Origin of the sequence: Pseudomonas sp. NPDC096950 (assembly GCF_044762525.1) — a bacterium.
GTDB lineage: Bacteria > Pseudomonadota > Gammaproteobacteria > Pseudomonadales > Pseudomonadaceae > Aquipseudomonas.
In genome coordinates this window covers 47,506-70,534 of sequence record NZ_JBIWEL010000033.1, presented here as the reverse complement: position 1 = coordinate 70,534, position 23,029 = coordinate 47,506, and the positions used below count along the sequence as shown (strand labels likewise).

13 protein-coding genes and 2 pseudogenes are annotated in these 23,029 nt (G+C 58.9%); 4 read left to right on the top strand and 11 right to left on the bottom strand.

What is annotated here, in order from left to right; translation table 11 throughout:
- The 4 genes and pseudogenes from ACIQY3_RS31570 to rplM all read right to left on the bottom strand — a co-directional run.
- Positions 1–360: pseudogene (locus tag ACIQY3_RS31570) on the bottom strand (cytochrome b); the annotation flags it as partial.
- Positions 360–953 (bottom strand): ubiquinol-cytochrome c reductase iron-sulfur subunit, encoded by a 594-nt coding sequence (gene petA / locus ACIQY3_RS31565; protein WP_054045584.1) that lies wholly within the window; start codon positions 951–953, stop codon positions 360–362. The pseudogene ACIQY3_RS31570 and the gene petA, both read right to left, overlap by 1 nt.
- Before the next feature lie 266 nt (positions 954–1,219).
- Positions 1,220–1,612: a 30S ribosomal protein S9 gene (rpsI, locus tag ACIQY3_RS31560; RefSeq protein WP_003216038.1), complete on the bottom strand. Its 393-nt coding sequence runs from the start codon at positions 1,610–1,612 to the stop codon at positions 1,220–1,222.
- A 14-nt stretch (positions 1,613–1,626) separates the two neighbouring features.
- Positions 1,627–2,031: pseudogene (gene rplM / locus ACIQY3_RS31555) on the bottom strand (50S ribosomal protein L13); the annotation flags it as partial.
- 98 nt (positions 2,032–2,129) lie between these two features.
- Here rplM and ACIQY3_RS31550 point away from each other — a divergent pair.
- A complete protein-coding gene (locus ACIQY3_RS31550; RefSeq protein WP_403027872.1) occupies positions 2,130–3,170 on the top strand; it encodes an NADP(H)-dependent aldo-keto reductase in 1,041 nt (346 codons plus the stop codon).
- Between the two features lie 123 nt (positions 3,171–3,293).
- Here the strand turns inward: ACIQY3_RS31550 and ACIQY3_RS31545 are convergent, their stop codons facing one another.
- A complete protein-coding gene (locus ACIQY3_RS31545; RefSeq protein WP_403027869.1) occupies positions 3,294–4,430 on the bottom strand; it encodes an acyl-CoA dehydrogenase family protein in 1,137 nt (378 codons plus the stop codon).
- A gap of 244 nt (positions 4,431–4,674) precedes the next feature.
- Between ACIQY3_RS31545 and ACIQY3_RS31540 the strand changes: the two genes are divergently transcribed.
- The gene (locus ACIQY3_RS31540; RefSeq protein ID WP_213938628.1) at positions 4,675–5,571 is read left to right on the top strand and encodes a GlxA family transcriptional regulator; all 897 of its coding nucleotides are present in this window, start codon (positions 4,675–4,677) and stop codon (positions 5,569–5,571) included.
- Positions 5,572–5,742: 171 nt separating this feature from the next.
- On the opposite strand, the gene zapE is transcribed toward ACIQY3_RS31540, so the two are convergent.
- The 3 genes from zapE to ACIQY3_RS31525 all read right to left on the bottom strand — a co-directional run bounded on the left by zapE (position 5,743) and on the right by ACIQY3_RS31525 (position 8,938).
- The gene (gene zapE, locus ACIQY3_RS31535; RefSeq protein WP_403027866.1) at positions 5,743–6,837 is read right to left on the bottom strand and encodes a cell division protein ZapE; all 1,095 of its coding nucleotides are present in this window, start codon (positions 6,835–6,837) and stop codon (positions 5,743–5,745) included.
- A 91-nt stretch (positions 6,838–6,928) separates the two neighbouring features.
- Positions 6,929–8,284: a tryptophan--tRNA ligase gene (locus tag ACIQY3_RS31530; RefSeq protein WP_403027864.1), complete on the bottom strand. Its 1,356-nt coding sequence runs from the start codon at positions 8,282–8,284 to the stop codon at positions 6,929–6,931.
- Positions 8,285–8,308: 24 nt separating this feature from the next.
- On the bottom strand, positions 8,309–8,938 hold the full coding sequence (locus tag ACIQY3_RS31525; protein ID WP_403027895.1) for an alpha/beta hydrolase: 630 nt from the start codon (positions 8,936–8,938) through the stop codon (positions 8,309–8,311).
- 144 nt (positions 8,939–9,082) lie between these two features.
- On the opposite strand from ACIQY3_RS31525, the gene ACIQY3_RS31520 reads away from it, so the two are divergent.
- On the top strand, positions 9,083–9,517 hold the full coding sequence (locus ACIQY3_RS31520) for a YhcB family protein (RefSeq protein ID WP_403027861.1): 435 nt from the start codon (positions 9,083–9,085) through the stop codon (positions 9,515–9,517).
- 227 nt (positions 9,518–9,744) lie between these two features.
- Here the strand turns inward: ACIQY3_RS31520 and ACIQY3_RS31515 are convergent, their stop codons facing one another.
- Complete coding sequence (locus ACIQY3_RS31515) at positions 9,745–10,470, bottom strand: OmpA family protein (RefSeq protein ID WP_403027858.1); 726 nt, start codon at positions 10,468–10,470, stop codon at positions 9,745–9,747.
- A 102-nt stretch (positions 10,471–10,572) separates the two neighbouring features.
- On the bottom strand, positions 10,573–11,217 hold the full coding sequence (locus ACIQY3_RS31510; RefSeq protein WP_403027856.1) for an MBL fold metallo-hydrolase: 645 nt from the start codon (positions 11,215–11,217) through the stop codon (positions 10,573–10,575).
- Positions 11,218–11,427: 210 nt separating this feature from the next.
- Between ACIQY3_RS31510 and ACIQY3_RS31505 the strand changes: the two genes are divergently transcribed.
- The gene (locus tag ACIQY3_RS31505; protein WP_403027853.1) at positions 11,428–19,977 is read left to right on the top strand and encodes a matrixin family metalloprotease; all 8,550 of its coding nucleotides are present in this window, start codon (positions 11,428–11,430) and stop codon (positions 19,975–19,977) included.
- A gap of 80 nt (positions 19,978–20,057) precedes the next feature.
- On the opposite strand, the gene ACIQY3_RS31500 is transcribed toward ACIQY3_RS31505, so the two are convergent.
- Complete coding sequence (locus ACIQY3_RS31500) at positions 20,058–22,796, bottom strand: LuxR C-terminal-related transcriptional regulator (RefSeq protein ID WP_403027850.1); 2,739 nt, start codon at positions 22,794–22,796, stop codon at positions 20,058–20,060.
- Positions 22,797–23,029 lie beyond the last annotated feature (233 nt).

Genomic DNA, 23,029 nt, shown 5'->3' with positions numbered 1-23,029 from the left:
GACCCACACCAGCTCACGATGCTAATGGTACGAACCGTAGAGCAAGCCACGGAACATGTGCAGATAGACCACGATGAAGAACGCCGAAGCGCCGGTGGAGTGCAGCAGACGCAGGATCGAGCCGTACTCGACGTCGCGCATGATGTATTCGACGGAGGCAAACGCCTCTTCCGCCGATGGGGTGTAGCTCATGGTCAGCCAGACACCGGTAACGATCTGGTTGACCAGAACGAGCAGTGCGAGGGAACCAAAGAAATAGAAGAAGTTGAAGTTCTTCGGGGCGTAGTACTTGCTGAGATGGTCTTCCCACATTTTGGTCGCGGGAAAGCGCGCATCAACCCAATCCATGAACTTGCTCATCACGCTTTCTCCGTATCGACGCCAATGACAATAATCTCATCGGTCTCATAGGAATGCGGGGGAACTGGCAGGTTCAAAGGCGCAGGTTGCGACTTGTAGACGCGGCCAGCCAGATCGTAGTGGGAACCGTGGCAAGGGCAGAAATAACCACCTACCCAGTCTTTGCCCAGATCAGCAGGTGCCACTTCAGGGCGGAAGGTCGGCGAGCAACCCAGGTGTGTGCAGATACCGATCAGCAGCAGGACCTCTGGCTTGATCGAACGCGTTTCTGGATCAACGTAGGTCGGTTGTGTCGAGTTCTTGGAGGTCGGGTCAGACAGCTGGCCCTCGATCTTCTTCAGATTCCCCAGGATTTCCGCGGTTCGGCGGACAATGAATACTGGCTGGCCGCGCCACTCAGCAATCATCTGCTGGCCTGGCTCGATTTTGCTGACATTCACTTTCACCGGTGCACCTGCGGCTTTCGCCTTGGCACTGGGAAACCATGACCCCACGAACGGGACCGCAGCCCCCACCGCTCCTGCAGCACCCACCACGGATGTGGCTGCTACCAAGAAGCGACGCCGGCCTGCATTCACGCCGTCATTGCTCATTCAGTCCTCTCCCATCAGCTTTGTGGCCTGTTAAATCAGGCATCTACTAAGTAAATCTATGTACTTATAAAAATTTTGCCGAATGGTAATGAAAAGCCCCAATTCTGACAAGGTAATTACCCAAGGGCTCCACTGCCAAGCCTTGCAGTATAGGGGCTCTACGGATGTGGCAAGTTGTCACAGCGCAATTCTTTAAGAAATCGCACGCATAAAAAAACGCCCAGCTCCGTGAGGAGACTGGGCGTTCTTTTGAACGTGGAAGCGAATTAACGCTTCGAGTACTGCGGACGCTTACGCGCTTTACGCAGACCAACTTTCTTACGTTCAACTTCACGAGCATCGCGAGTAACGAAGCCAGCTTTGCGCAGAGCGCCACGCAGGGTTTCGTCGTACTGCATCAGTGCGCGAGTGATACCGTGGCGGATTGCGCCAGCTTGACCACTTACACCACCACCGATCACGGTGACGTAGATGTCGAATTTCTCGACAGTCTCAGTCAGTTCCAGCGGCTGACGAACTACCATGCGGGCAGTTTCGCGGCCGAAGAAATTTTCCAGGGTGCGGTTGTTGATGGAGATGTTACCAGTACCCGGACGCAGGAAAACGCGTGCGGTTGCGGTCTTGCGACGGCCAGTGCCGTAATTTTGAGTCGCCGACATAATGAACTATTCCGTTAAAACTTCAGTTCTTGGGGCTGCTGAGCAGTATGAGGGTGTACAGCGCCCGCATAGACTTTCAGCTTACGATACATGTCGCGACCCAGCGGGTTCTTAGGCAGCATGCCTTTAACCGCGGTCTCGATCACGCGCTCAGGGGCTTTAGCGATCAGCTTTTCGAAGTTGATCGACTTGATGCCGCCCGGGAAACCGGAGTGGGAGTAGTAGATCTTGTCGGTGGTTTTAGCACCAGTTACACGAATCTGCTCGGCATTGATAACGACGATGTAATCGCCGGTGTCAACGTGAGGAGTGTACTCAGCTTTATGCTTGCCACGCAGACGGCTCGCGATTTCGGTGGCCAGACGACCCAGGGTCTGACCTGCAGCGTCGACGACAAACCAGTCGCGCTGTACTGTTTCCGCGCATCACTTCCACTGCAGAAAGAGGTGCGCAATTATGCAGATTGCGAAAAATATTTCAACCTGCTTTTATGATTGTTTTGCCCAAGGAGCACCCGATGGACTATCGCCAGCTAGGCCGAACCAATCTGAACGTGAGTGCAATCTGTCTCGGAACCATGACCTGGGGCGAGCAAAACAGCGAGGCTGAGGCCTTCGCCCAGATTGAACGGGCCAAGAGCGCCGGGATCAATTTCATCGACACCGCCGAAATGTACCCGGTGCCACCCAAGGCCGAAACCTACGCCACCACCGAGCGCTATATCGGTAATTACTTCAAGAGTCGCGGTGATCGTGCCGACTGGATCCTGGCGAGCAAGATCGCCGGCCCCGGCAACACCATCGACTACATCCGCGACAAAAACCTGCGCCACAACCGCCAGCACATCACCGAAGCCGTGGACGCCAGCCTCAAGCGCTTGCAGACCGACTACATCGATCTCTATCAATTGCACTGGCCGGAACGCAGCACCAATTTCTTCGGTCAGTTGGGCTACAAGCACAAGATCGAAGCCAACCTGACACCGCTGGAGGACACTCTCGAAGCGCTGGACGAACAGGTCAAGGCCGGCAAGATCCGCCACATCGGGCTGTCCAACGAAACCCCGTGGGGCACCATGCGTTTCCTCGCCCTGGCCGAAGCCCGTGGCTGGCCGCGCGCGGTGTCGATCCAGAATCCCTACAACCTGCTCAACCGCAGCTTTGAAGTCGGACTGGCGGAAATCGCCATTCGCGAACAGTGCGGCCTGCTCGCCTACTCGCCCCTGGCGTTCGGTTTCCTGTCGGGCAAGTACGAAGGTGGCGCGCGTCCGCCAAAAGGCCGCCTGAGCCTCTACAGCCGCTTCAGCCGCTATTTCAACCCACAGTCAGAAGCAGCCTGCAGCCGTTATGTGGCACTGGCCCGTGAACATGGTCTGGACCCGGCGCAAATGGCGCTGGCTTTCGTGACCCAGCAACCGTTCGTGACCAGCAACATCATCGGGGCGACGACGCTGGAGCAACTGGACAGCAACATCGCGAGTTTCGAGCTGAAACTTTCCGATGAAGTGCTCGCGGGGATCGAGGCGATTCACAAGGACCACCCGAATCCTGCGCCTTGATTGAGAGGTAAAAAGCCTTCGCGAGCAAGCCCGCTCCCACATTCGACCTCATTCTTCTGGGAGAACTCGGTTAAATGTGGGAGCGGGCTTGCTCGCGAAGTCGATCTCGAATTCACAAAATCTTCAAAGCGACCGCGCAATAATCTCCTTCATGATCTCATTGGTGCCGGCATAGATCCGCTGCACCCGCGCATCCGCCCACGCCCGGGCCACCGGGTATTCCCACATGAATCCGTAACCACCATGCAACTGCACGCATTCGTCGAGCACCTTGCATTGCAGGTCAGTGCCCCAATACTTGGCCATCGCCGCTGTCGGCACGTCGAGCTTGCCTTGCAGGTGCAGTTCCAGGCATTTGTCGACGAACACCCGGCCGATCTGAATCTCCGTGGCCATCTCTGCCAGTTTGAAGCGGGTGTTCTGGAAGTCGGCAATCGCCTTGCCGAACGCCTTGCGCTCTCGGGTGTATTCCAGCGTCCATTGCAACGCGGCTTCGGCCGAAGCCAGTCCGCCGACAGCAACGGTGAGACGTTCTTGCGGCAGTTCCTGCATCAGGTAGGCGAAGCCCATCCCGGCCTGACCCAGGAGGTTTTCCTTCGGTACTCGTACATCCTGAAAGAACAATTCCGACGTGTCCTGGGCCTTCATGCCGACTTTTTCCAGACGCTTGCCCTTGGCAAAGCCCGGCGTGTTGGCTTCTACCAGAAACAGGCTCGTGCCCTTGGCGCCGGCCTTCGGATCGGTCTTGGCAACGACGATCACCAGGTCCGCGAGAAAGCCATTGGTGATGAAGGTTTTCGAACCGTTGATCACGTATTCGTCACCGTCCAGCACCGCCGTGGTTTTCACCCCTTGCAGATCGGAACCGGCGCCCGGCTCGGTCATGGCAATCGCCGTGACCATCTCGCCAGACACCAGTTTCGGCAGGTATTTGTGTTTCAACGCTTCGCTGCCGTAATGCAGGATGTACGGCGCCACGATGTCCGAATGCAGCGAGAAACCGATCCCGGTCAGACCAAGTCGACCGACCTCTTCGATCACCACCGCGCTGTAGAGAAAGTCCGCCCCCAGCCCACCGTATTCCTCCGGCAGGTGCGAACAGAGCATCCCCGCCTCCCCCGCCTTGTTCCAGAGTTGACGGTCGATGTAACCCTGTTTTTCCCATTGCCCATGGAACGGCACGGCCTCTTTTTCGAGGAACGTTCTCACGCTGTCGCGAAAAAGTTCGTGCTCGGAACTGAACAAGGTTCTGGGAATCATGGGGCACCTGTCGTTATTGTTAAAAGGAAATGACCTTCAGAGACTAAGCCCCGCTTCCGATACAGGACACTGGACACATCAGACAAAAAATAAGACGATCCAGCCGTCTGGTGACCACTTTCCCCTATAAGAATAAAGTTGAATTATGTCTAACCAAGTCTCCACGCCCTTGCGGCGCGTCAGCATCCTGGCTATCGACCGGGTTTTCGCTTCCACCCTCATGCAAGCCAAGGATTTCTTCCATCTGGCCAGCCTGCGCTACGGCAAACAACTGGGCCACGGCCTGACACCGGCGTTCGAAACCCGGCTGGTCAGCCCCGACGGCAAACCGGTAAATAGCTTCAGCGATGTGGTCATGCCGGTGGACGGTGGCCTCGAAAACGCTGACATCATCATCCTCCCGGCCTTCTGGGACGATTTCGAAACACTGTGCAAACGTTATCCACAGGTGCTGCCGTGGCTGCGCGAGCAACACGCCCGCGGCGCGGTGCTGTGCGGCGAAGCCACCGGGGTGTTCTGGCTGGCGGAGGCTGGGCTGCTGAATGGCAAGGAAGCGACCACTTACTGGCGTTTCTTCAACGCGTTTGCCGAGCGCTACCCGCAGGTTCAACTCAATCAGGACAAGCACCTGACCGACGCGGACAATCTGTATTGCGCCGGCGGTACGACCTCGGCCTGCGACCTCTACATCTACTTGATCGAGCGATTCTGCGGCGCCAACGTCGCTCAGGCCGTGGCCCGTGACATTCTCTATGAAGTGCAGCGCAGCTACGCGCCAGGGCGGATCGGTTTTGGCGGGCAGAAGCTGCACCAGGACGTGATCATCCTGCAGATCCAGCACTGGCTCGAAGAACACTTCGCCGACAAATTCCGCTTCGAAGACGTGGCCCGCGAACACGGGATGAGCATCCGTAACTTCATGCGCCGCTTCCAGACCGCCACCGGCGACAAGCCGTTGCATTACCTGCAACGCCTGCGCATCGAGACTGCCAAGGGCTTGTTATCCGGCAGCCGCAAGAGCATCAAGACCATCAGTTATGAGGTGGGTTACGACGATGCGAGTTTCTTTGCGCGGCTGTTCCGCCAGCACACCGAGTTGTCGCCGAACCAGTATCGGCAGCAGTTTCAGCAGGCTGCCTGACACAACAGAGATCCAATAATGTGTGAGCGGGCTTGCTCGCGAATGCGGAATGACATTCAACATTGATGTCGACTGATACACCGCTTTCGCGAGCAAGCCCGCTCCCACAGGGGATCTTCAGCGCACAAAAAAGGGCCTGCATTGCAGGCCCTTTTTGTTTTCCGAAATTTCCTACGGCTTATGCGCCCGGGACAGGAATTCGTGCGACTGCATTTCCAGCAGACGGCTGAGGGTACGCTGGAATTCGAAGTTCAAGCGCCCGCCGGTGTAGAGGTCTTTGAGCTCGACTTCGGCAGAAATGATCAGCTTCACGTTACGGTCGTAGAACTCGTCGACCATGTTGATAAAGCGTCGGGCGATGTCGTCGGTGGTGACGCTCATCTGCTCGACACCGCTGAGCAACACGGCGTGGAAGATCTTGCCGAGTTCGATGTAATCGTTCTGGCTGCGCGGACCGTCGCAGAGTTCGCGGAAGTCGAACCAGGCCACGTCATCACAAGTGCGCAGGGCTCGGATTTCGCGGTTTTCGATCATCAGCACGTCGTTTTCGGTGGCGGCCGTGCATTCCGGCGTCAGGGCACGGAAGCTTTTGCGCAGACTTTCGTGGGACGCTTCGTCGAGCGGGAAGTGGAACAGCTCGGCTTGCTCAAGGTGACGCAGACGATAATCGACGCCGCTGTCTACGTTGACGATGTCGGTGTTCTGCTTGATCAGCGCAATGGCCGGCAGGAAGCGCGCACGTTGCAGGCCGTCCTTGTACAGGCCGTCCGGCACGATGTTCGAGGTCGCGACCAGGGTCACGCCGTTCTTGAACAGCTCTTCCATCAACGTGCCGAGGATCATGGCGTCGGTGATGTCGGAGACGAAAAATTCATCGAAACAGATCACCCGGGCTTCATCGGAGAAGCGCTTGGCGATGATGGTCAGCGGGTTTTTCTCGCCGCCGAGGGTCTTCATCTCTTCGTGCACACGCTTCATGAAGCGGTGGAAGTGAGTGCGAACCTTTTCCTTGAACGGCAGGGCTTCGAAGAAGGTGTCGACCAGGTAGGTCTTGCCGCGACCCACGCCGCCCCAGAAGTACAGGCCCTTGACTGGCGCCTGGTCTTTTTTGCCAAACAGCTTGCCGAACAGGCCCGGCTTGCTCTGCGAGGCCGCGACCAGATCGTCGTACAGGCGCTGCAAATGACGCACCGCAGTTTCCTGGGCGGCGTCATGGAAGAATTCCGGGCGTTTCAGATCAGCTTGATATCGTTCTAGGGGCGTCATAATTCGTTAGCAAGGCAACAAAAACGGGCCGTCACTGTAGCGACGGCCCGTGGGAATGGCAATCGGCCCTTGGTCGGGTCGAGCCGCTGATTTATTCCTGAACCGGCGTCAACGCAACGCGCAGGGCGTCGATGGCGACGTCGCGAGTGGCGCTGTCAGCGAAGGTCGGGCTGTCGCCGACGCACTCGCCTTCCAGCCAGACGCTGAAGCTCAGGTCTTCGCTGCGCACGTCCAGAGGCTGGCCCGCTTGCAATTGCTTGGTCACCTGGCCGGCAGTTTTGCCGTCGGCGAAGTTGCGCGACAGCAGCAGTTGCTCGCCATCGGCCGCCAGCAGACGGAAGCGGAAACTGCCGTCGTCTTCACGGAAACTGACGAAACGCGCGGCTTTCGCAGCTTTCTTCTTGGTCGTCGCTGCGACTTGAGTCTGAGCGACGAAAGAACGCAGGCCTACCGCTTCGCGCAGTTCTTGCAGGAAAGGCGTGGCCACCGAGCGAGCCTTTTTCGCGCCGATCTGCAGCATGTCTTCCAGGTCTGCCGGGCGTTCGATCAACTGGTGATAGCGCTCGCGGGCTTCGCCCAGCTCACTGTCAAGCAATTGGAAGAGACGATTCTTCGCCTCGCCCCAACCCAGGCCTTGTAGCAGTTCGCTGCGGAATTCGTCGGACTGCGCTGGAGTGGCAAACGCCTGGAACAGGGTGAACAGGTGCGAATTGTCCGGATCCTTGGCTTCGCCCGGCGCGCGGGAGTCGGTGACGATCCGCGAAATCGCGTCCTTCATCTCTTTGGCGCTGCTGAACAACGGAATGGTGTTGTCGTAGCTCTTCGACATCTTGCGACCGTCGAGGCCTGGCAGCGTGGCGACGCTCTCTTCGATCAGCGCCTCCGGCATGGTGAAGAATTCTTTGCCCTGACCGAACAAGTGGTTGAAGCGCTGGCCGATGTCTCGTGCCATTTCCACGTGCTGGATCTGGTCACGACCGACCGGCACCTTGTGCGCATTGAACATCAGGATGTCCGCAGCCATCAGCACCGGGTAGCTGTACAAACCCATGGTAATGCCGGCGTCCGGGTCTTCGCCGGTTTCGACATTCTTGTCCACCGAAGCCTTGTAAGCGTGGGCGCGGTTGAGCAGGCCCTTGGCGGCGACGCAGGTCAGCAGCCAAGTCAGCTCGGGGATTTCCGGGATGTCGGACTGGCGATAGAAGGTCACGCGATCGACGTCGAGGCCACCGGCCAGCCAGGTCGCGGCGATTTCCAGACGCGAGCGCTGGATGCGCAGCGGGTCATCGCATTTGATCAGGGCGTGGTAGTCGGCCAGGAAGTAGAACGAATCGGCATTGCTGTCACGGCTGGCCAGGATCGCCGGGCGGATGGCGCCGGCGTAGTTGCCCAGGTGCGGCGTGCCGGTGGTGGTGATGCCGGTGAGGATACGGGTACGAGTCGTCATGGGTAATCGCTTGTCAGACTGCAATCAATTCGAAAGACGCGGCAGGATCAGATCCTTGAGATCGGTCAGCTTGCCATGAAAAAAGTGTCCGCATTCTGCCACTTTCAGCAGCTCATGGGGGCGATCGAGTTTGTCGGACCAGTCGTAGACGAGCTGCGGATCAATGACTTCGTCGGTTTCTGGCTGGATCAGGGTCAGTTCGCCGTGTTGCGGCAGTTGATCCTGATCGCCGAGACGCATGACTGCGGGCGCAACCATGAACAAATGTTTCAGTTGTTCGCCCTGCGCCTCCAGGCGTCCACCGAGGCTGGCGGCGACAAAACCGCCGAAGGAGAAACCGAACAGCGTCAACGGTAATTCCGGGTGCTTGGCCCGCAACCATTCAGCGGCCGCCTGGGCATCGTCGACTTCACCGGTGCCCATGTCGTGGCTGCCTGCGCTGGCGCCAACGCCACGGTAGTTGAAACGCAAGGTCACCAAACCGGCGTCGCGGGCGGTGCGTTGCAGGGTCGACACCACTTTATTGAGCATGGTGCCACCCTGCACCGGGTTCGGATGGCAGATCAGCGCAATGCCGCGCGGCTGCTCGTTATCCAGGTACAAACTTTCCAGTTGGCCGACGGGGCCATCAATCACTACAGGGGTTTCGCGCATAAGCAAGGAAGGAACTCCGTGACCTCGAATCGGGTCGACTCGTCTAGCAAATTGTCTGTGCCAATCTATTGCGAGTGAATCGCGGTATACAGCGCAGGTTCGAGCCGTTAACGTAAAGCAAAGCCGTTTATAGAGGAAGGACTCGTGGAACACTCGCTCTTAGTTTGGTTGTTGCCGACTCTTGCCCTGGTTGTGGGTGTCGCCATTGGATTCCTGGTCGCTCGTCTGGTGCCGAACGCCGCGCCTAACCGCACGCAACGTCAGCTGGATGATATTCAGGAACGTTTCGACAGTTATCAGAACGAGGTGGTTACCCACTTCAACAGCACCGCCACACTGGTCAAGAAACTGACTGCGAGCTATCAGGAAGTGCAGGATCATCTCGCCGAGGGTGCCAATCGCCTGGCCCTGGACGAGCAGACTCGCCAACGCTTGCTGGCCGCCCTGCACGCCGACGCGACCGTGGCACCACGGGAACGCCTGACGCCACCGCGCAATCAGGAACCGCCTCGCGACTACGCCCCCAAAGCCCCGAACGCGCCGGGCATGCTCGATGAGCATTACGGCCTGAAGAAGTAATCAGGTTTCGCGCTACGCAAAAAGCCCTCGGATGAGTGATTGTCCGAGGGCTTTTTTGTGGGTGATTGTTGGGTTGTCTGTACCGGCCCTTTCGCGAGCAGGCTCGCTCCAACAGGGGAATGCATGGCAAATGTGGGAGCGGGCTTGCTCGCGAAGAGGGAGTGTCAGTCACATTAATGTCGCCTGACACACCGCCTTCGCGAGCAAGCCCGCTCCCACAGGTTTTGTTATTGGTACTGCTGAACAGGCTGCCCCTGCTGCTGATACTGCTGACCCGGAATCGCCTTCAAGTTGACCTCGACCCGACGGTTCTGCGCCCGGCCATTGACGTCGCCGTTACTGGCAATCGGGTTATCCGGTCCGGCACCGCGTGCCGACAGGTTAGTCCCGCTCACACCTTGGGATGTCAGGTAAGTCGCCACGCTCTGGGCCCGACGCTGGGACAGGTCCATGTTGTGCTGACGGCTGCCAGTGCTGTCGGTGTAGCCGACGATCTCGATCTGGTTCTGGCTGAACTCCTTGAGCGAGCCTGCAAGGTTGTTCAGAGGCTGATAGAAGCTGGAGGCGATGTTCGCCGAATCGGTAGCGAACGTGATGTTGCCCGGCATGATCAGCTTGATCTGATCGCCCTGGCGCTGCACTTCAACGCCGGTGTTGGCCATGCTGGCCCGCAGCTTTTTCTCTTGCTGGTCGGCGTAGTAACCGTAACCGGCCGCAGAAGCCCCCACCACCGCAGCGCCAATCAGTGCGCCTTTGCCACGGTTGTTGTGGTCGATCGCGGCACCGGCCAGTGCGCCAGCCAGGGCACCCAGGCCACCGTACTTGGCGGTTTTGCTCACGCCTTGGGAACCGCCATCGGCCTGTCCCTGATTGTCATAAGGATTAGGTGAAGCGCAGCCAGACAACAAGGCCACAGCAGTTGCGACAATAATCAAACGCTGCTTGGTGAACATGAAGAGCTCCTACTTTTTGCATTCTGAGGTGCAACGGACTTAGGCATCAGCCTTTGCGGGCGTTGGATCATTTGCGCGAGTAAAAATTCCACTGGTTACAATTCAGGCCCGCACAAAAGGGTTCTCGCGCATTTCATCGCCCAGACGCGTGTCCGGACCATGCCCGGTCACCACGATGGCTTCCTCGTCGAGGGTGTACAGCCGCTGCTTGATCGACCGCACGATGGTCGCCTGATCGCCACCCCACAAATCCGTGCGCCCTACCCCGCGACGAAACAACGTGTCACCGGCAATCAGCAGCTTAGCCTCTGAAAACCAAAAGCTCATGGAACCTGGCGTATGCCCCGGCGTATGAATCGCCACGCCGCAGCCGCATGCCAGCTCTTCATCGTCGGCCAACCAGCGATCCGGCGACGGTACAGGCGTGTACGGCACGCCGAACATCTGGCATTGCATCTCCAGGTTGTCCCACAGGAACTGATCTTCTTTGTGCAGGTGCAGGGTCGCGCCGGTTTTTTCCTTGAGCTGCCCGGAGGCCAGGAAGTGATCGAGGTGCGCGTGGGTGTGGATGATGCTGACGACTTTCAGGCCCAACGCATCGAGACGGGCGAGGATCAGCTCATGATTGCCGCCGGGATCGACCACGATGGCTTTTTTGCTGATGGGGTCGCCGATGATGGTGCAGTTGCACTGGAGCGGGCCGACGGGGAAAGTTTCGCGGATCAGTGCAGGGGTTGGAGCGCTCATGAAAATCGATGGCCTGTATTGGACGGACGGCAGTGACGCTGGCTTCAGAATTCTACGTCATTCGCCGATACAGAGCGCCGGCCAGTTATTTGACGCCATCAAATAAAAAAGTACTGGCCAAATGATGTCAAGCGTATCGATTCTGGTGCAGAATCATACTTTTGTAGCGGTCGCATCCAGGAAGGGCCGCAGCGCGCTCAGGAATTTCGCATGCCTACTCCAACAGGTTCTACCCCTAGTTCTTATTCTTCGCTGACCGGCGTAAAAGCTGTCGACAGTTTGCTGTCCGGAACCTACTGGCAGGGTTCCATCAATGGCGGGCCGACCAACCTGACCTACAGCTTCATGTTCGCGAGCACCTCCTATTTCGCCACCAATTACAGCGCCGATAATGAATACAAGGCGATGTACGACCTGTCGCTGGATCAGCGTGGCGGCATCATCAGGGCGTTAGCCTCCTGGAGTTCGGTCGCCAATATCAATTTCACCCAGACCACCGACAACATCTCGAACGTCGGCGACCTGCGCTTTGGTGGCTACGCGGATATGGGCGATCAGGCGGCCGCCTGGGCCTACACGCCATCGAGCCGGCCTAACGGCGGGGATGTCTGGATCGGCGATCCGGCCAATGAGTTCTCGATCAACGGCTCCTACGATTACATGACCTATATCCACGAGATCGGTCATGCCATCGGGCTTAAACACCCGTTCTCGGCGAACTCGCTGAACACCACGATACTTGACCCTTCGCTGGACGACGTCCGCTATACGGTCATGAGCTACAACAACAACTATTCGTACCAACCTACGACCCCCATGCTGCTGGATATCGTCGCGATACAGGCCTTGTATGGCGCCAACACGCAGTGGCACGCCGGCGACAACGTCTATAGCTGGAATTACTACGATAAGATTTTCGAAACCATCTGGGACTCAGGTGGTACCGACACAATCGACGCAAGTAACCAACTGAATTCGGTCAACCTCGACTTGAACGAGGGCGCGTTCAGTTCAATCGGCGTGTACTTCGAACAGCACACCGGCGGGACCGTCAACAACTTCAACAGCGGCCTGGCGATTGCCTATGGCACCAAGATCGAAAACGCCATCGGCTCGACATTCAACGACGTCTTGAAAGGCAATGCCCTGAATAACGTCCTGGATGGCCGTGAAGGCGTAGATACCATGTATGGCGGCGCGGGTAACGATACCTACTACGTCGACAATCGTGATGACGTCGTCGTCGAAACCGGCACGTCCGCCACGGAAATCGACTCGGTTTTTTCCACCGTCACCTACAACCTCGTCAGCAGCGCCAACGTCGAAAATCTCACGCTGCTCACCAACGCCAACATCAATGCGTATGGCAACGCCTCGAACAACGTAATTACCGGTAACGCCGGCAACAACATTCTCGACGGCGATACAGGCGCCGACACCCTGATTGGCGGCGCGGGCAATGACACTTACGTCGTCGACAACCTGGGCGATGTCATCAGCGAAACCAGCACCCTGGCCACCGAGATCGACACGGTCAGAGCGTCGCTGAGCTGGACCCTCGGCGCCAACCTGGAAAACCTCGAGCTGACCGGTACCGGCACGATCAATGCGACCGGTAACAGCCAGGACAACGTCCTGACCGGTAATAACGCCGACAACATTCTCAACGGCATGGGCGGCCTGGACACCCTGATCGGTGGCGCAGGTGACGACTCCTACATCATCGACCAGGCCGGTGAACTGAACCTGGTGAAGGAAATCGCCAGCCAGGGTTTCGACACGCTCATCCTCACCTATGATGTGGCGAGCAACACCCTCATCGATTTGACCAGCAGCGCGCTGGGCAATTTCGAAAACGTCACCCTCAATGGTGCGGGCGCCTTCGATGTGCTGGGCAACAACCAGGACAACATCCTGGTCGGCAATGCCTTCGCCAACAACCTTCAGGGTGGCGCCGGCAATGATGTGCTGGATGGCGGTGCCGGTAGCGACACCCTGAGCGGTGGCACGGGCAACGACATCTATTTCGTCAGCGGCCTCGATGACACCGTGGTCGAACTGGCGAACGAAGGTCGCGACGAGGTTCGCACAGCCGTCAGTTATTCCCTCGGCGCCAACATCGAAGACGGCACGCTGCTGGGCACTGCCGGTCTCAACCTCAACGGCAATGAACTCAACAACGTCCTGACCGGCAATGCGGGCAACAACGTTCTCGACGGCGGCGTCGGCGCGGACACCATGATCGGCGGCGCCGGCAACGACAACTACTACGTCGACAACGTCGGTGATGTGATCATCGAAAATAGCGCCTCGGCTTCGGAAACCGACGCCGTCGCCACGACGATCGACTACACCCTGGGCGCCAACCTGGAATACCTGACCCTGCTCGGCTCCGCCAACCTCAACGGCACCGGCAACGCCTCGAACAACGTAATCATCGGTAATGCCGGCAACAACATCCTCGATGGCGGCATTGGCGGCGATTACCTGGCGGGCGGTACAGGCAACGATACCTACATCATCGACAACGCTGGCGATGTCATCAGCGAAACCAGCACCCTGGCCAGCGAAATCGACACCGTGCGCGCCTCGATCAACTACACCCTCGGCGCCAACCTGGAAAACCTCACCCTTACCGGCACGGGCAACCTCTACGCGATCGGCAACACCCAAGATAACGTGCTGACCGGTAACAGTGGCAACAACGTTCTCGATGGCGGCGCGGGTGCCGACACCATGGACGGCGGTGCCGGCAACGACAACTACTACGTCGACAACGTCGGGGACGTAGTCATCGAAAACGGCACCTCGACTTCGGAAATCGACGCCGTCGCCACCACGATCGACTACACCCTCGGTGCCAACCTCGAGTACCTGACCCTGCTGGGCTCGGCGAACCTCAACGGCACCGGCAACGCCTCGAACAACGTGATCATCGGTAATGCCGGCAACAACATCCTCGATGGCGGCATCGGCGGCGACTACCTGGCGGGCGGTACGGGCAACGACACCTACATCGTCGACAACGTTGGCGATGTCATCAGCGAAACCAGCACCCTGACCAGCGAAATCGACACCGTACGCGCCTCGGTCAACTACACGCTTGGCGCCAACCTGGAAAACATCACGCTGACGGGCACCGACAACATCTATGCCATCGGTAACGCCCAGAACAACGTGATGATCGGCAACGACGGCGACAACGAGCTCAACGGTCGCTCCGGCCTGGACACCATGATTGGCGGCAAAGGCAACGATATCTACAACATCGACCAGGCAGGAGAACTGACGCTTGTCCAGGAAAACGCCAATGAGGGGATCGACACGCTCAATATCGTCTACGACAAGTACTTTCGAGTCGACTCCATTGACCTGCGCGGCAATCTGCAGAACGTCGAAAATATTCGGCTGCTGGGCAGTGGTTCGTTCGACCTGACAGGCAATAGCCTGAACAACGTCCTGACGGGTAATGCCGATAACAACGTAATTGACGGCGGCGTGGGTGCCGACACCATGGACGGCGGTGGCGGGAACGACACCTATGTGGTCGACAACGTCGGTGACGTCATCATCGAACGAGGCATTTCGGCCTCGGAAATCGATACTGTCAACAGCACGGTCAGCTACACCCTGAGCGCCAATATCGAGAACCTGAACCTCGGGAACTTCGGCGACCTCAACGGAACAGGCAACGCCCAGGACAACCGCATCATCGGCAACTCCTTCGACAATATTCTGGACGGCGGCGCTGGTGCCGACTACTTGGAAGGCGGATGGGGCAATGACACCTACGTCGTCGATAACGTCGGCGATGTCATCAGCGAAACCATTCAAGGGGGGCGCGATGTCGACAGCGTACTCGCCTCGATCTCCTACGCCTTGGGTGCCAACCTGGAAAACATCACCCTCACCGGCAACGACAACCTCTACGCCATCGGCAATACCCAGGACAACGTGCTGACCGGCAACGACGGCGACAACGAGCTCAACGGTCGCGCCGGCCTGGACACCATGATTGGCGGCAAGGGCAACGATATCTATGACGTCGACCAGAAAGGTGAATTGGCCCTGATCAGAGAGAACGCCAACGAAGGCACGGACACCGTGTACGTGGTCTACGACGCCACGGCGCAGGACAATGCCATCAATCTGGGCTTGAGCAACCTGCAGAATGTCGAGAACGTTCAATTGCTGGGCAGCGGCGCATTTACCGTCAACGGCAACAGCCTGAACAACACCTTGATCGGCAATGCCGACAGCAATACCCTCGATGGCGGCCTCGGCGCGGACACCCTCGACGGAGGTGCCGGCAACGACAACTACTACGTCGACAACGTCGGTGACGTGGTCATCGAACGGGGCACCTCAGCCTCGGAAATCGATGCCGTCGCCAGTACGGTCGACTTCACCCTGGGCGCCAACCTCGAATACCTGACCTTGCTGGGTTCGGCCAACCTCAACGGCACCGGCAACGCCTCAAACAACGTGATCATCGGCAATACCGGCAACAACATCCTTGATGGTGGTATTGGCGGCGACTACCTGGCGGGCGGTACAGGCAACGATACCTACATCATCGACAACGTTGGCGACGTGATCAGCGAAACCAGCACCCTGGCCAGCGAAATCGATACCGTGCGCTCCTCGGTCAACTACGCGCTTGGCGCCAACCTGGAAAACATCACGCTGACGGGCACCGACAACATTTATGCCATCGGCAACGCCCAGAACAACGTGATGATCGGCAACGACGGCGACAACGAGCTCAACGGTCGCGCCGGCCTGGACACCATGATTGGCGGCAAGGGCAACGACATCTATGACGTCGACCAACCCGGTGAAATAGCCCTGATCCAGGAAAACGCCAACGAAGGCAAGGACACTATCTACGTTGTCTACTACGCCACGGCGCAGGACCATGCCATCAACCTGGGGCTGAGCAATCTGCAGAATGTCGAGGACGTTCGATTACTGGGCACCGGGGAATTTTCCGTTACCGGCAATAGCCTGAACAACACCTTGATCGGCAATGCCGACAGCAACACCCTTGATGGCGGCCTCGGCGCCGACACCATGGACGGCGGTGCCGGCAACGACAACTACTACGTCGACAACGTCGGTGACGTGATCATCGAACGTGGCACCTCGGCATCGGAAATCGACGCTGTCTCCACGACGGTCGACTACACCCTGAGCGCCAATATTGAATACCTGACCCTGCTGGGCTCCGCCAACCTCAACGGCACCGGCAACGCTTCAAACAACCAGATTATTGGTAATGCCGGCAACAACATCCTCGATGGCGGTCTTGGCGGCGATTACCTGGCGGGCGAAGCGGGCAACGATACCTATATCGTCGATAACGTCGGTGATTTCGTTAACGAAACCAGCACCCTGGTCAACGAAATCGACACCGTGCGCGCCTCGGTCAGCTTCACCCTCGGGGCCAACCTGGAAAACCTCACCCTCACCGGCACCGACAACCTCTACGCCACCGGCAACGCCCTGAACAACGTGCTGATCGGCAACGATGGCAACAACATTCTCGACGGCTTCATCGGCGCCGACACTATGGACGGCGGCGCTGGCAACGACAGTTACTACGTCGACAACGCCGATGACGTGGTCATCGAAAATGGCACTTCGGCCTCGGAAATCGACGCCGTCGCCACGACGGTTGACTATACCCTGGGCGCCAACCTCGAATACCTGACCCTGCTGGGTTCCGCCAACCTCAACGGCACCGGCAACGCCTCGAACAACGTGATCATCGGCAATGCCGGCAACAACGTCCTCGATGGCGGCACAGGTGGCGACTACCTGGCGGGCGGTACAGGCAACGATACCTACATCATCGACAACGTTGGCGATGTCATCAGCGAAACCAGCACCCTGGCCAGCGAAATCGACACCGTGCGCGCTTCGGTCAACTACGCGCTTGGCGCCAACCTGGAAAACATCACGCTGACGGGCACCGACAACATTTATGCCATCGGCAACGCCCAGAACAACGTGATGATCGGCAACGACGGCGACAACGAGCTCAACGGTCGCGCCGGCCTGGACACCATGATTGGCGGCAAGGGCAACGACATCTATGACGTCGACCAGCTCGGTGAAATGGCCCTCATCCAGGAAAACGCCAACGAAGGCAAGGACACCGTGTACGTGGTCTACAACGCCACGGCGCAGGACAATGCCATCAATCTCAACCTGAGTAATCTGCAGAATGTAGAGGACGTTCGATTGCTCGGCACCGGGGCGTTTAGCGTTACCGGCAACAGCCTGAACAACACCTTGACCGGCAACGCGGACAGCAACACCCTCGACGGTGGTCTCGGCGCCGACACCATGGACGGCGGCGCCGGCAACGACAACTACTACGTCGACAACGCCGGTGACGTGATCATCGAAAATGGCACCTCGACCTCGGAAATCGACGCCGTCGCCAGCAGCGTCGACTACACCCTGGGCACAAACCTCGAATACCTGACCCTGCTCGGCTCCGCCAACCTCAACGGCACTGGCAATACCTCGAGCAACATCATCATCGGCAATGCCGGCAACAACATCCTCGATGGCGGAGTGGGCGGCGACTACATGGCGGGTGGCACGGGCAACGACACCTACATCGTCGATAACGACGGCGACGTCGTCAGCGAAACCAGCACCCTGGCCAGCGAAATCGACACCGTGCGCGCCTCGGTCAGCTACGCCCTCGGTGCCAACCTGGAAAACCTCACCCTCACCGGCAACGACAACCTGTTCGCCTACGGCAACGACCAGGATAACGTGCTGATCGGTAACGATGGCGACAACACGTTCATCGCCGGTTGGGGTCTGGACACCATGATTGGCGGCAAGGGCAACGACCGCTATAACGTCGACCAGCTCGGTGAAATGGCCCTGATCCAGGAAAACGCCAACGAAGGCAAGGACACCGTTTACGTTACCTACAACGCAACGGTTCAAGATCATGCCATCGACCTGAACCTGGGCAATCTTCAGAATATCGAGGACGTTGTGGTGCTGGGCTACGGAACGTTTAACGTCACCGGCAATAGCCTGAACAACTCACTGACAGGTAATACCGACAACAACATCCTTGATGGTGGCTTGGGTGCTGATACCCTGGCGGGCGGTACCGGCAACGACACCTACATCGTCGACAACGTCGGCGACGTGATCAGCGAAACCAGCACCCTGGCCAGTGAAATCGACACCGTGCGCGCCTCGGTCAACTACGCACTCGGGGCCAACCTGGAAAACATCACGCTGACGGGCACCGACAACATTTATGCCATCGGCAACACCCAGGACAACGTGCTGACCGGCAACGACGGCGACAACGAACTCAATGGTCGCGCGGGCCTGGACACCATGATCGGCGGCAAGGGCAACGACATCTATGACGTCGACCAGCTCGGTGAAATGGCCCTGATCCACGAAAACGCCAACGAGGGCAAAGACACCGTTTACGTGGTCTACAACGCCACGGCGCAGGACAATGCCATCAATCTGGGCCTGAGCAATCTGCAGAACGTCGAGGACGTTCGACTGCTGGGCAGCGGCGCGTTTACCGTCACCGGCAACAGCCTGAACAACACCTTGATCGGCAATGCCGACAGCAACATTCTCGACGGCGGCATGGGTGCCGACACTCTGGATGGTGGTGCCGGCAACGACAGCTACTACGTCGACAACCTCGGTGACGTGGTCATCGAACGGGGCACCTCAGCCTCGGAAATCGATGCCGTCGCCAGCACGGTCGACTTCACCCTGGGCGCCAACCTCGAATACCTGACCCTGCTGGGTTCCGCCAACCTCAACGGCACCGGCAACGCCTCGAACAACGTGATCATCGGCAATACCGGCAACAACATCCTTGATGGTGGTATTGGCGGCGACTACCTGGCGGGCGGTACAGGCAACGATACCTACATCATCGACAACGTTGGCGATGTCATCAGCGAAACCAGCACCCTGGCCAGCGAAATCGACACCGTGCGCTCCTCGGTCAACTACGCGCTTGGCGCCAACCTGGAAAACATCACGCTGACGGGCACCGACAACCTCTATGCCATCGGTAACACCCAGAACAACGTGATGATCGGCAACGACGGCGACAACGAGCTCAACGGTCGCGCCGGCCTGGACACCATGATTGGCGGCAAGGGCAACGACATCTATGACGTCGACCAGCTCGGTGAAATGGCCCTCATCCAGGAAAACGCCAACGAAGGCAAGGACACCGTGTACGTGGTCTACAACGCCACGGCGCAGGACAATGCCATCAATCTCAACCTGAGTAATCTGCTGAATGTCGAGGACGTTCGATTGCTCGGCACCGGGGCGTTTAGCGTTACCGGCAACAGCCTGAACAACACCTTGACCGGTAATGCGGACAGCAACAGTCTGAACGGCGGCGCAGGTGCGGATACGCTGACAGGGGGAGCCGGTGCGGACAAGTTCGTGTTCAGTAGTGTCGCTGACATGGGTAACGGCACCAACCGTGACGTCATCACTGACTTCAACACCCTGCAAGGCGACAAGATTGACCTGACACAGTTCGATTCCAATCTGCTGCTCAATGGCGTCAACGGCTTCACCTTCATTGGCGCCGGTGACTTCAGTGGCGCCGGGCAGCTACGTTTCGTCGACCATATCCTTTCGGGGAATGTGAGCGGCAACGCAGGTGCCGACTTCGAAATCCAGCTGGTCGGTGTGAACACCTTCAGCGCCAGCGATTTGGTGGCGTGACGGTTTCAGCAGCCTGAACAAACAAAAACGCCCCGACTGGTTCGGGGCGTTTTTGTTTTGTCGGCATGGCACTTGCGGCGCTAAACCAGCAGTCCCAACTCCTTCGCCCGCGCCACTGCCTGCGTGCGTCGCTCGACGCCCAGTTTGCTGTTGATATGGCTGGCATGGGTTTTCACGGTGTGCAGCGAGATAAACAGCTGATCGCTGATTTCCTGATTAGAACATCCTTGGGCGATCAGTCGCAGGACCGCCAGCTCACGGGTGCTGAGGTTTTCCGCGCCTGGGGATAACTCCAGCGCCGGACGAGAAATTGCGGCGGGCAGTTTTTCTACAAGGTTTTGCGAAACCGCTGTCGGCGCACAGAGTTGCAGTTGCCCACGCAGCCAGTCCGGGTGCTCGGCCAGCAATCCGTCAAACGGTTGCAGCACACCACCGGCCGCCGCTTCCAGCGCTTGCGCCAACGCCTTGCGGGCTTCGGGCTCACGTCCGCCCGCCAGCAATAATGTGATTTTCTGCGTCAGCGCCATCACGCTGAGCATCTGCCGCCCCGTCTGCTGTCCATGCTCCAGCAGCGCATTCAATCGCCCTTCCGCCAGCATCGGTTGGCCCTGAATCGCATCAAGCAGCGCTTGCTGCAATTCGATGTGCAGCGGCAGCTGTGGATGGAATTCCGGTGGTGCGGCGGCGCGCTCGCCGTTGTAGGTCTGGCCCAATCGCACGAGCCAGGCTTCGGCCAGGTCGGTGCGGCCCTGGGCCAGCCAGAGTTCGCATTTGACCAGGGTGATCATCGCCAGGTAGTAGATCGGCGGGACATCCCAGATGTGCATCAGCCGTTCGGCCTCGGCCAGTTCGGCGAAGGCTTTGGCGAATTCGCCGCTGCTGCCCTCGAGCCTGGCAATCACACAATGGCCGATCAAGACGCTGATATCGCGACAGGCCCGGGCTTCGCTCAAACCCGCCTGCAAACGCAAACGGGCCGCCAGTGGTTGCAGGCGCAGGGCCAGCAGGAAACCTTCGTACAAAATCAATCTGGCCCGCACCGCGTAGAGCCGTTGCGGTGACAAGCCATGCAGGCGTTGCAGGCCCTGGCGGACTTCATCCAGCGAGCGCAGGATTTCCCCTCGCGCCTGCAACACCCGGGCGCGGTCGTAATGGGCCAACGCTTCGAACAAAGGATTGCCGACGCGCTGCGCCAGTTCCAGGGACTCACGGTTCAAACCCCGGGCACGCCACAAGTCGCCATCGGCAATGGCCAGGTTGGACAAGGTCGAGAGGCACATCAGGCGCTGGCCGTAGCGTTTGGCCGGCAGGCTCTCCAGCGCCTCGGTGCAATAGAGCAGCGTCAGTTCACGATTGCCGCGCCCCCGGGCGATGATGCCGCTGAGGGCCAGCCATTGGGCGAGCATGGACTTCTGCGCCGTGGCCGATGGCGCCGGCAGGAAGCGGCTCAAATGATTGGCCAGCTCTTCGGCGGCATCCAACTGACAGGCCAGCCCCAGCGCCCAGCTGTAGAGCACGATCAGCCGTGGCGTGCTGATCAGCAGGCTGTCGGGCAAGTCCATTTTCCAGCGCAGCAACATGCCGACGTTTTGCTCCGCCAGCAGTTGTTCTTCCGACAGGTTTTGCACCAGGTTCGCCGCGACATCCAGGTGGCCGGCGCGCAAGGCCTGCTCCACCGCCTCATCAAGCAACCCTTGGGCATTGAACCAGCGACAGGCACGCAAATGCAGGCTGGCCGCCGGCACCAGGGCCTGGGTCTTGGGTCGCGTGCGCAGCAAGTCGGAAAACAGATGGTGATAACGATACCAGTGGCCGTGCTCATCCAGCGGCACCAGGAAAACCTGATGGGCCAGCAGGAAGCGCAGGATTTCCGCGCTGTCGTGGGCCTCGCGCACGGCGTCGCACAGCTCGCTGCAAAAACGCTCCTGAGGCGCAGTGTCATACAGGAATGACTGCACTTCGGCGGGCAAACAATCGATGACTTCTTCCAGCAGGTAATCGCGGATAAGCCCTTCCCCGCCGTGCAGCGACTGCGGCAACGCACCCTCGCTACCGACTTCGGAAGCCGCCAACAGCCAGAATCGCAGGCCGGCCACCCAGCCTTCGCTGCGCTGGATCAGGTTTTCCAGCGCCTCGCCGCGCAATGAACTGCTGTGGCGATCGAGCAGGGTCAGGGCTTCGTCGTGGGTCAGGCGCAGGTCTTGCTCATGCAGTTCGAGCAATTGCCGCGACAGACGCAGCCGCGCCAAGTGCCAGTCGGGACGTTGCCGACTGGTGACCATGACCAGCAGGCCATCGGGCAAATGATTGAGGAAGAATTGCAGGCAGCGATCGAGCACCGGCCCTTGGGCCAAATGGTAGTCATCCAGCACCAGCAACAACGGTGTGCTCGGCGAGAGGTGCACGGCCAGTTCATCCAGCAAACCGTCCAGCCACTCTTCGAAGGCAAACGGTTGATGGCGCTGGCGCATTTTCAACAGCCCGAGCGCCTTGCTGCCCAGTTGCGGGAAATAGTCCTGAAGACCTTCGAGCAAACGCTCCAGGAAACGCCCCGGATCATTGTCCCGCGGGCTCAACCCCAGCCACAGGCTTTGCCAGTGCGCCGGCAGGCCCTGGCAGAATTCCACCGCCAGCGAACTCTTGCCGAACCCCGCCGGGGCGCTGACCAGCAGCAACCGACCACCCAGCCCCGCACTCAGGCGTTCGCACAAGCGAGGTCGCAGCACATGGCCGTCAGGCAACGGGGGTCGGAAGAAACGCCCGTCCAGTGCCGCGACGGCAACGCTTGCAGGACCCGGGAGTGGGGACAGATCAGTCATGGCCGGCTCTTGTTTGAAATGCTGTTGGCGGCGTTGCAGATGTCCGCAGACTAGCGGTAAACGAAGAGGTATTGAAGGTTGTTGCTACAAATGGCTACAAAAAGACTACATCCAAAGGTGTCAGGGCCGCGATGTTGTTTTCCTGACAGACCGAGTCGCCTACTTCGCGAGCAAGCCCGCTCCCACAGTTGACCGTATTCTCATGGAGGAACGCGTTCCCTGTGGGAGCGGGC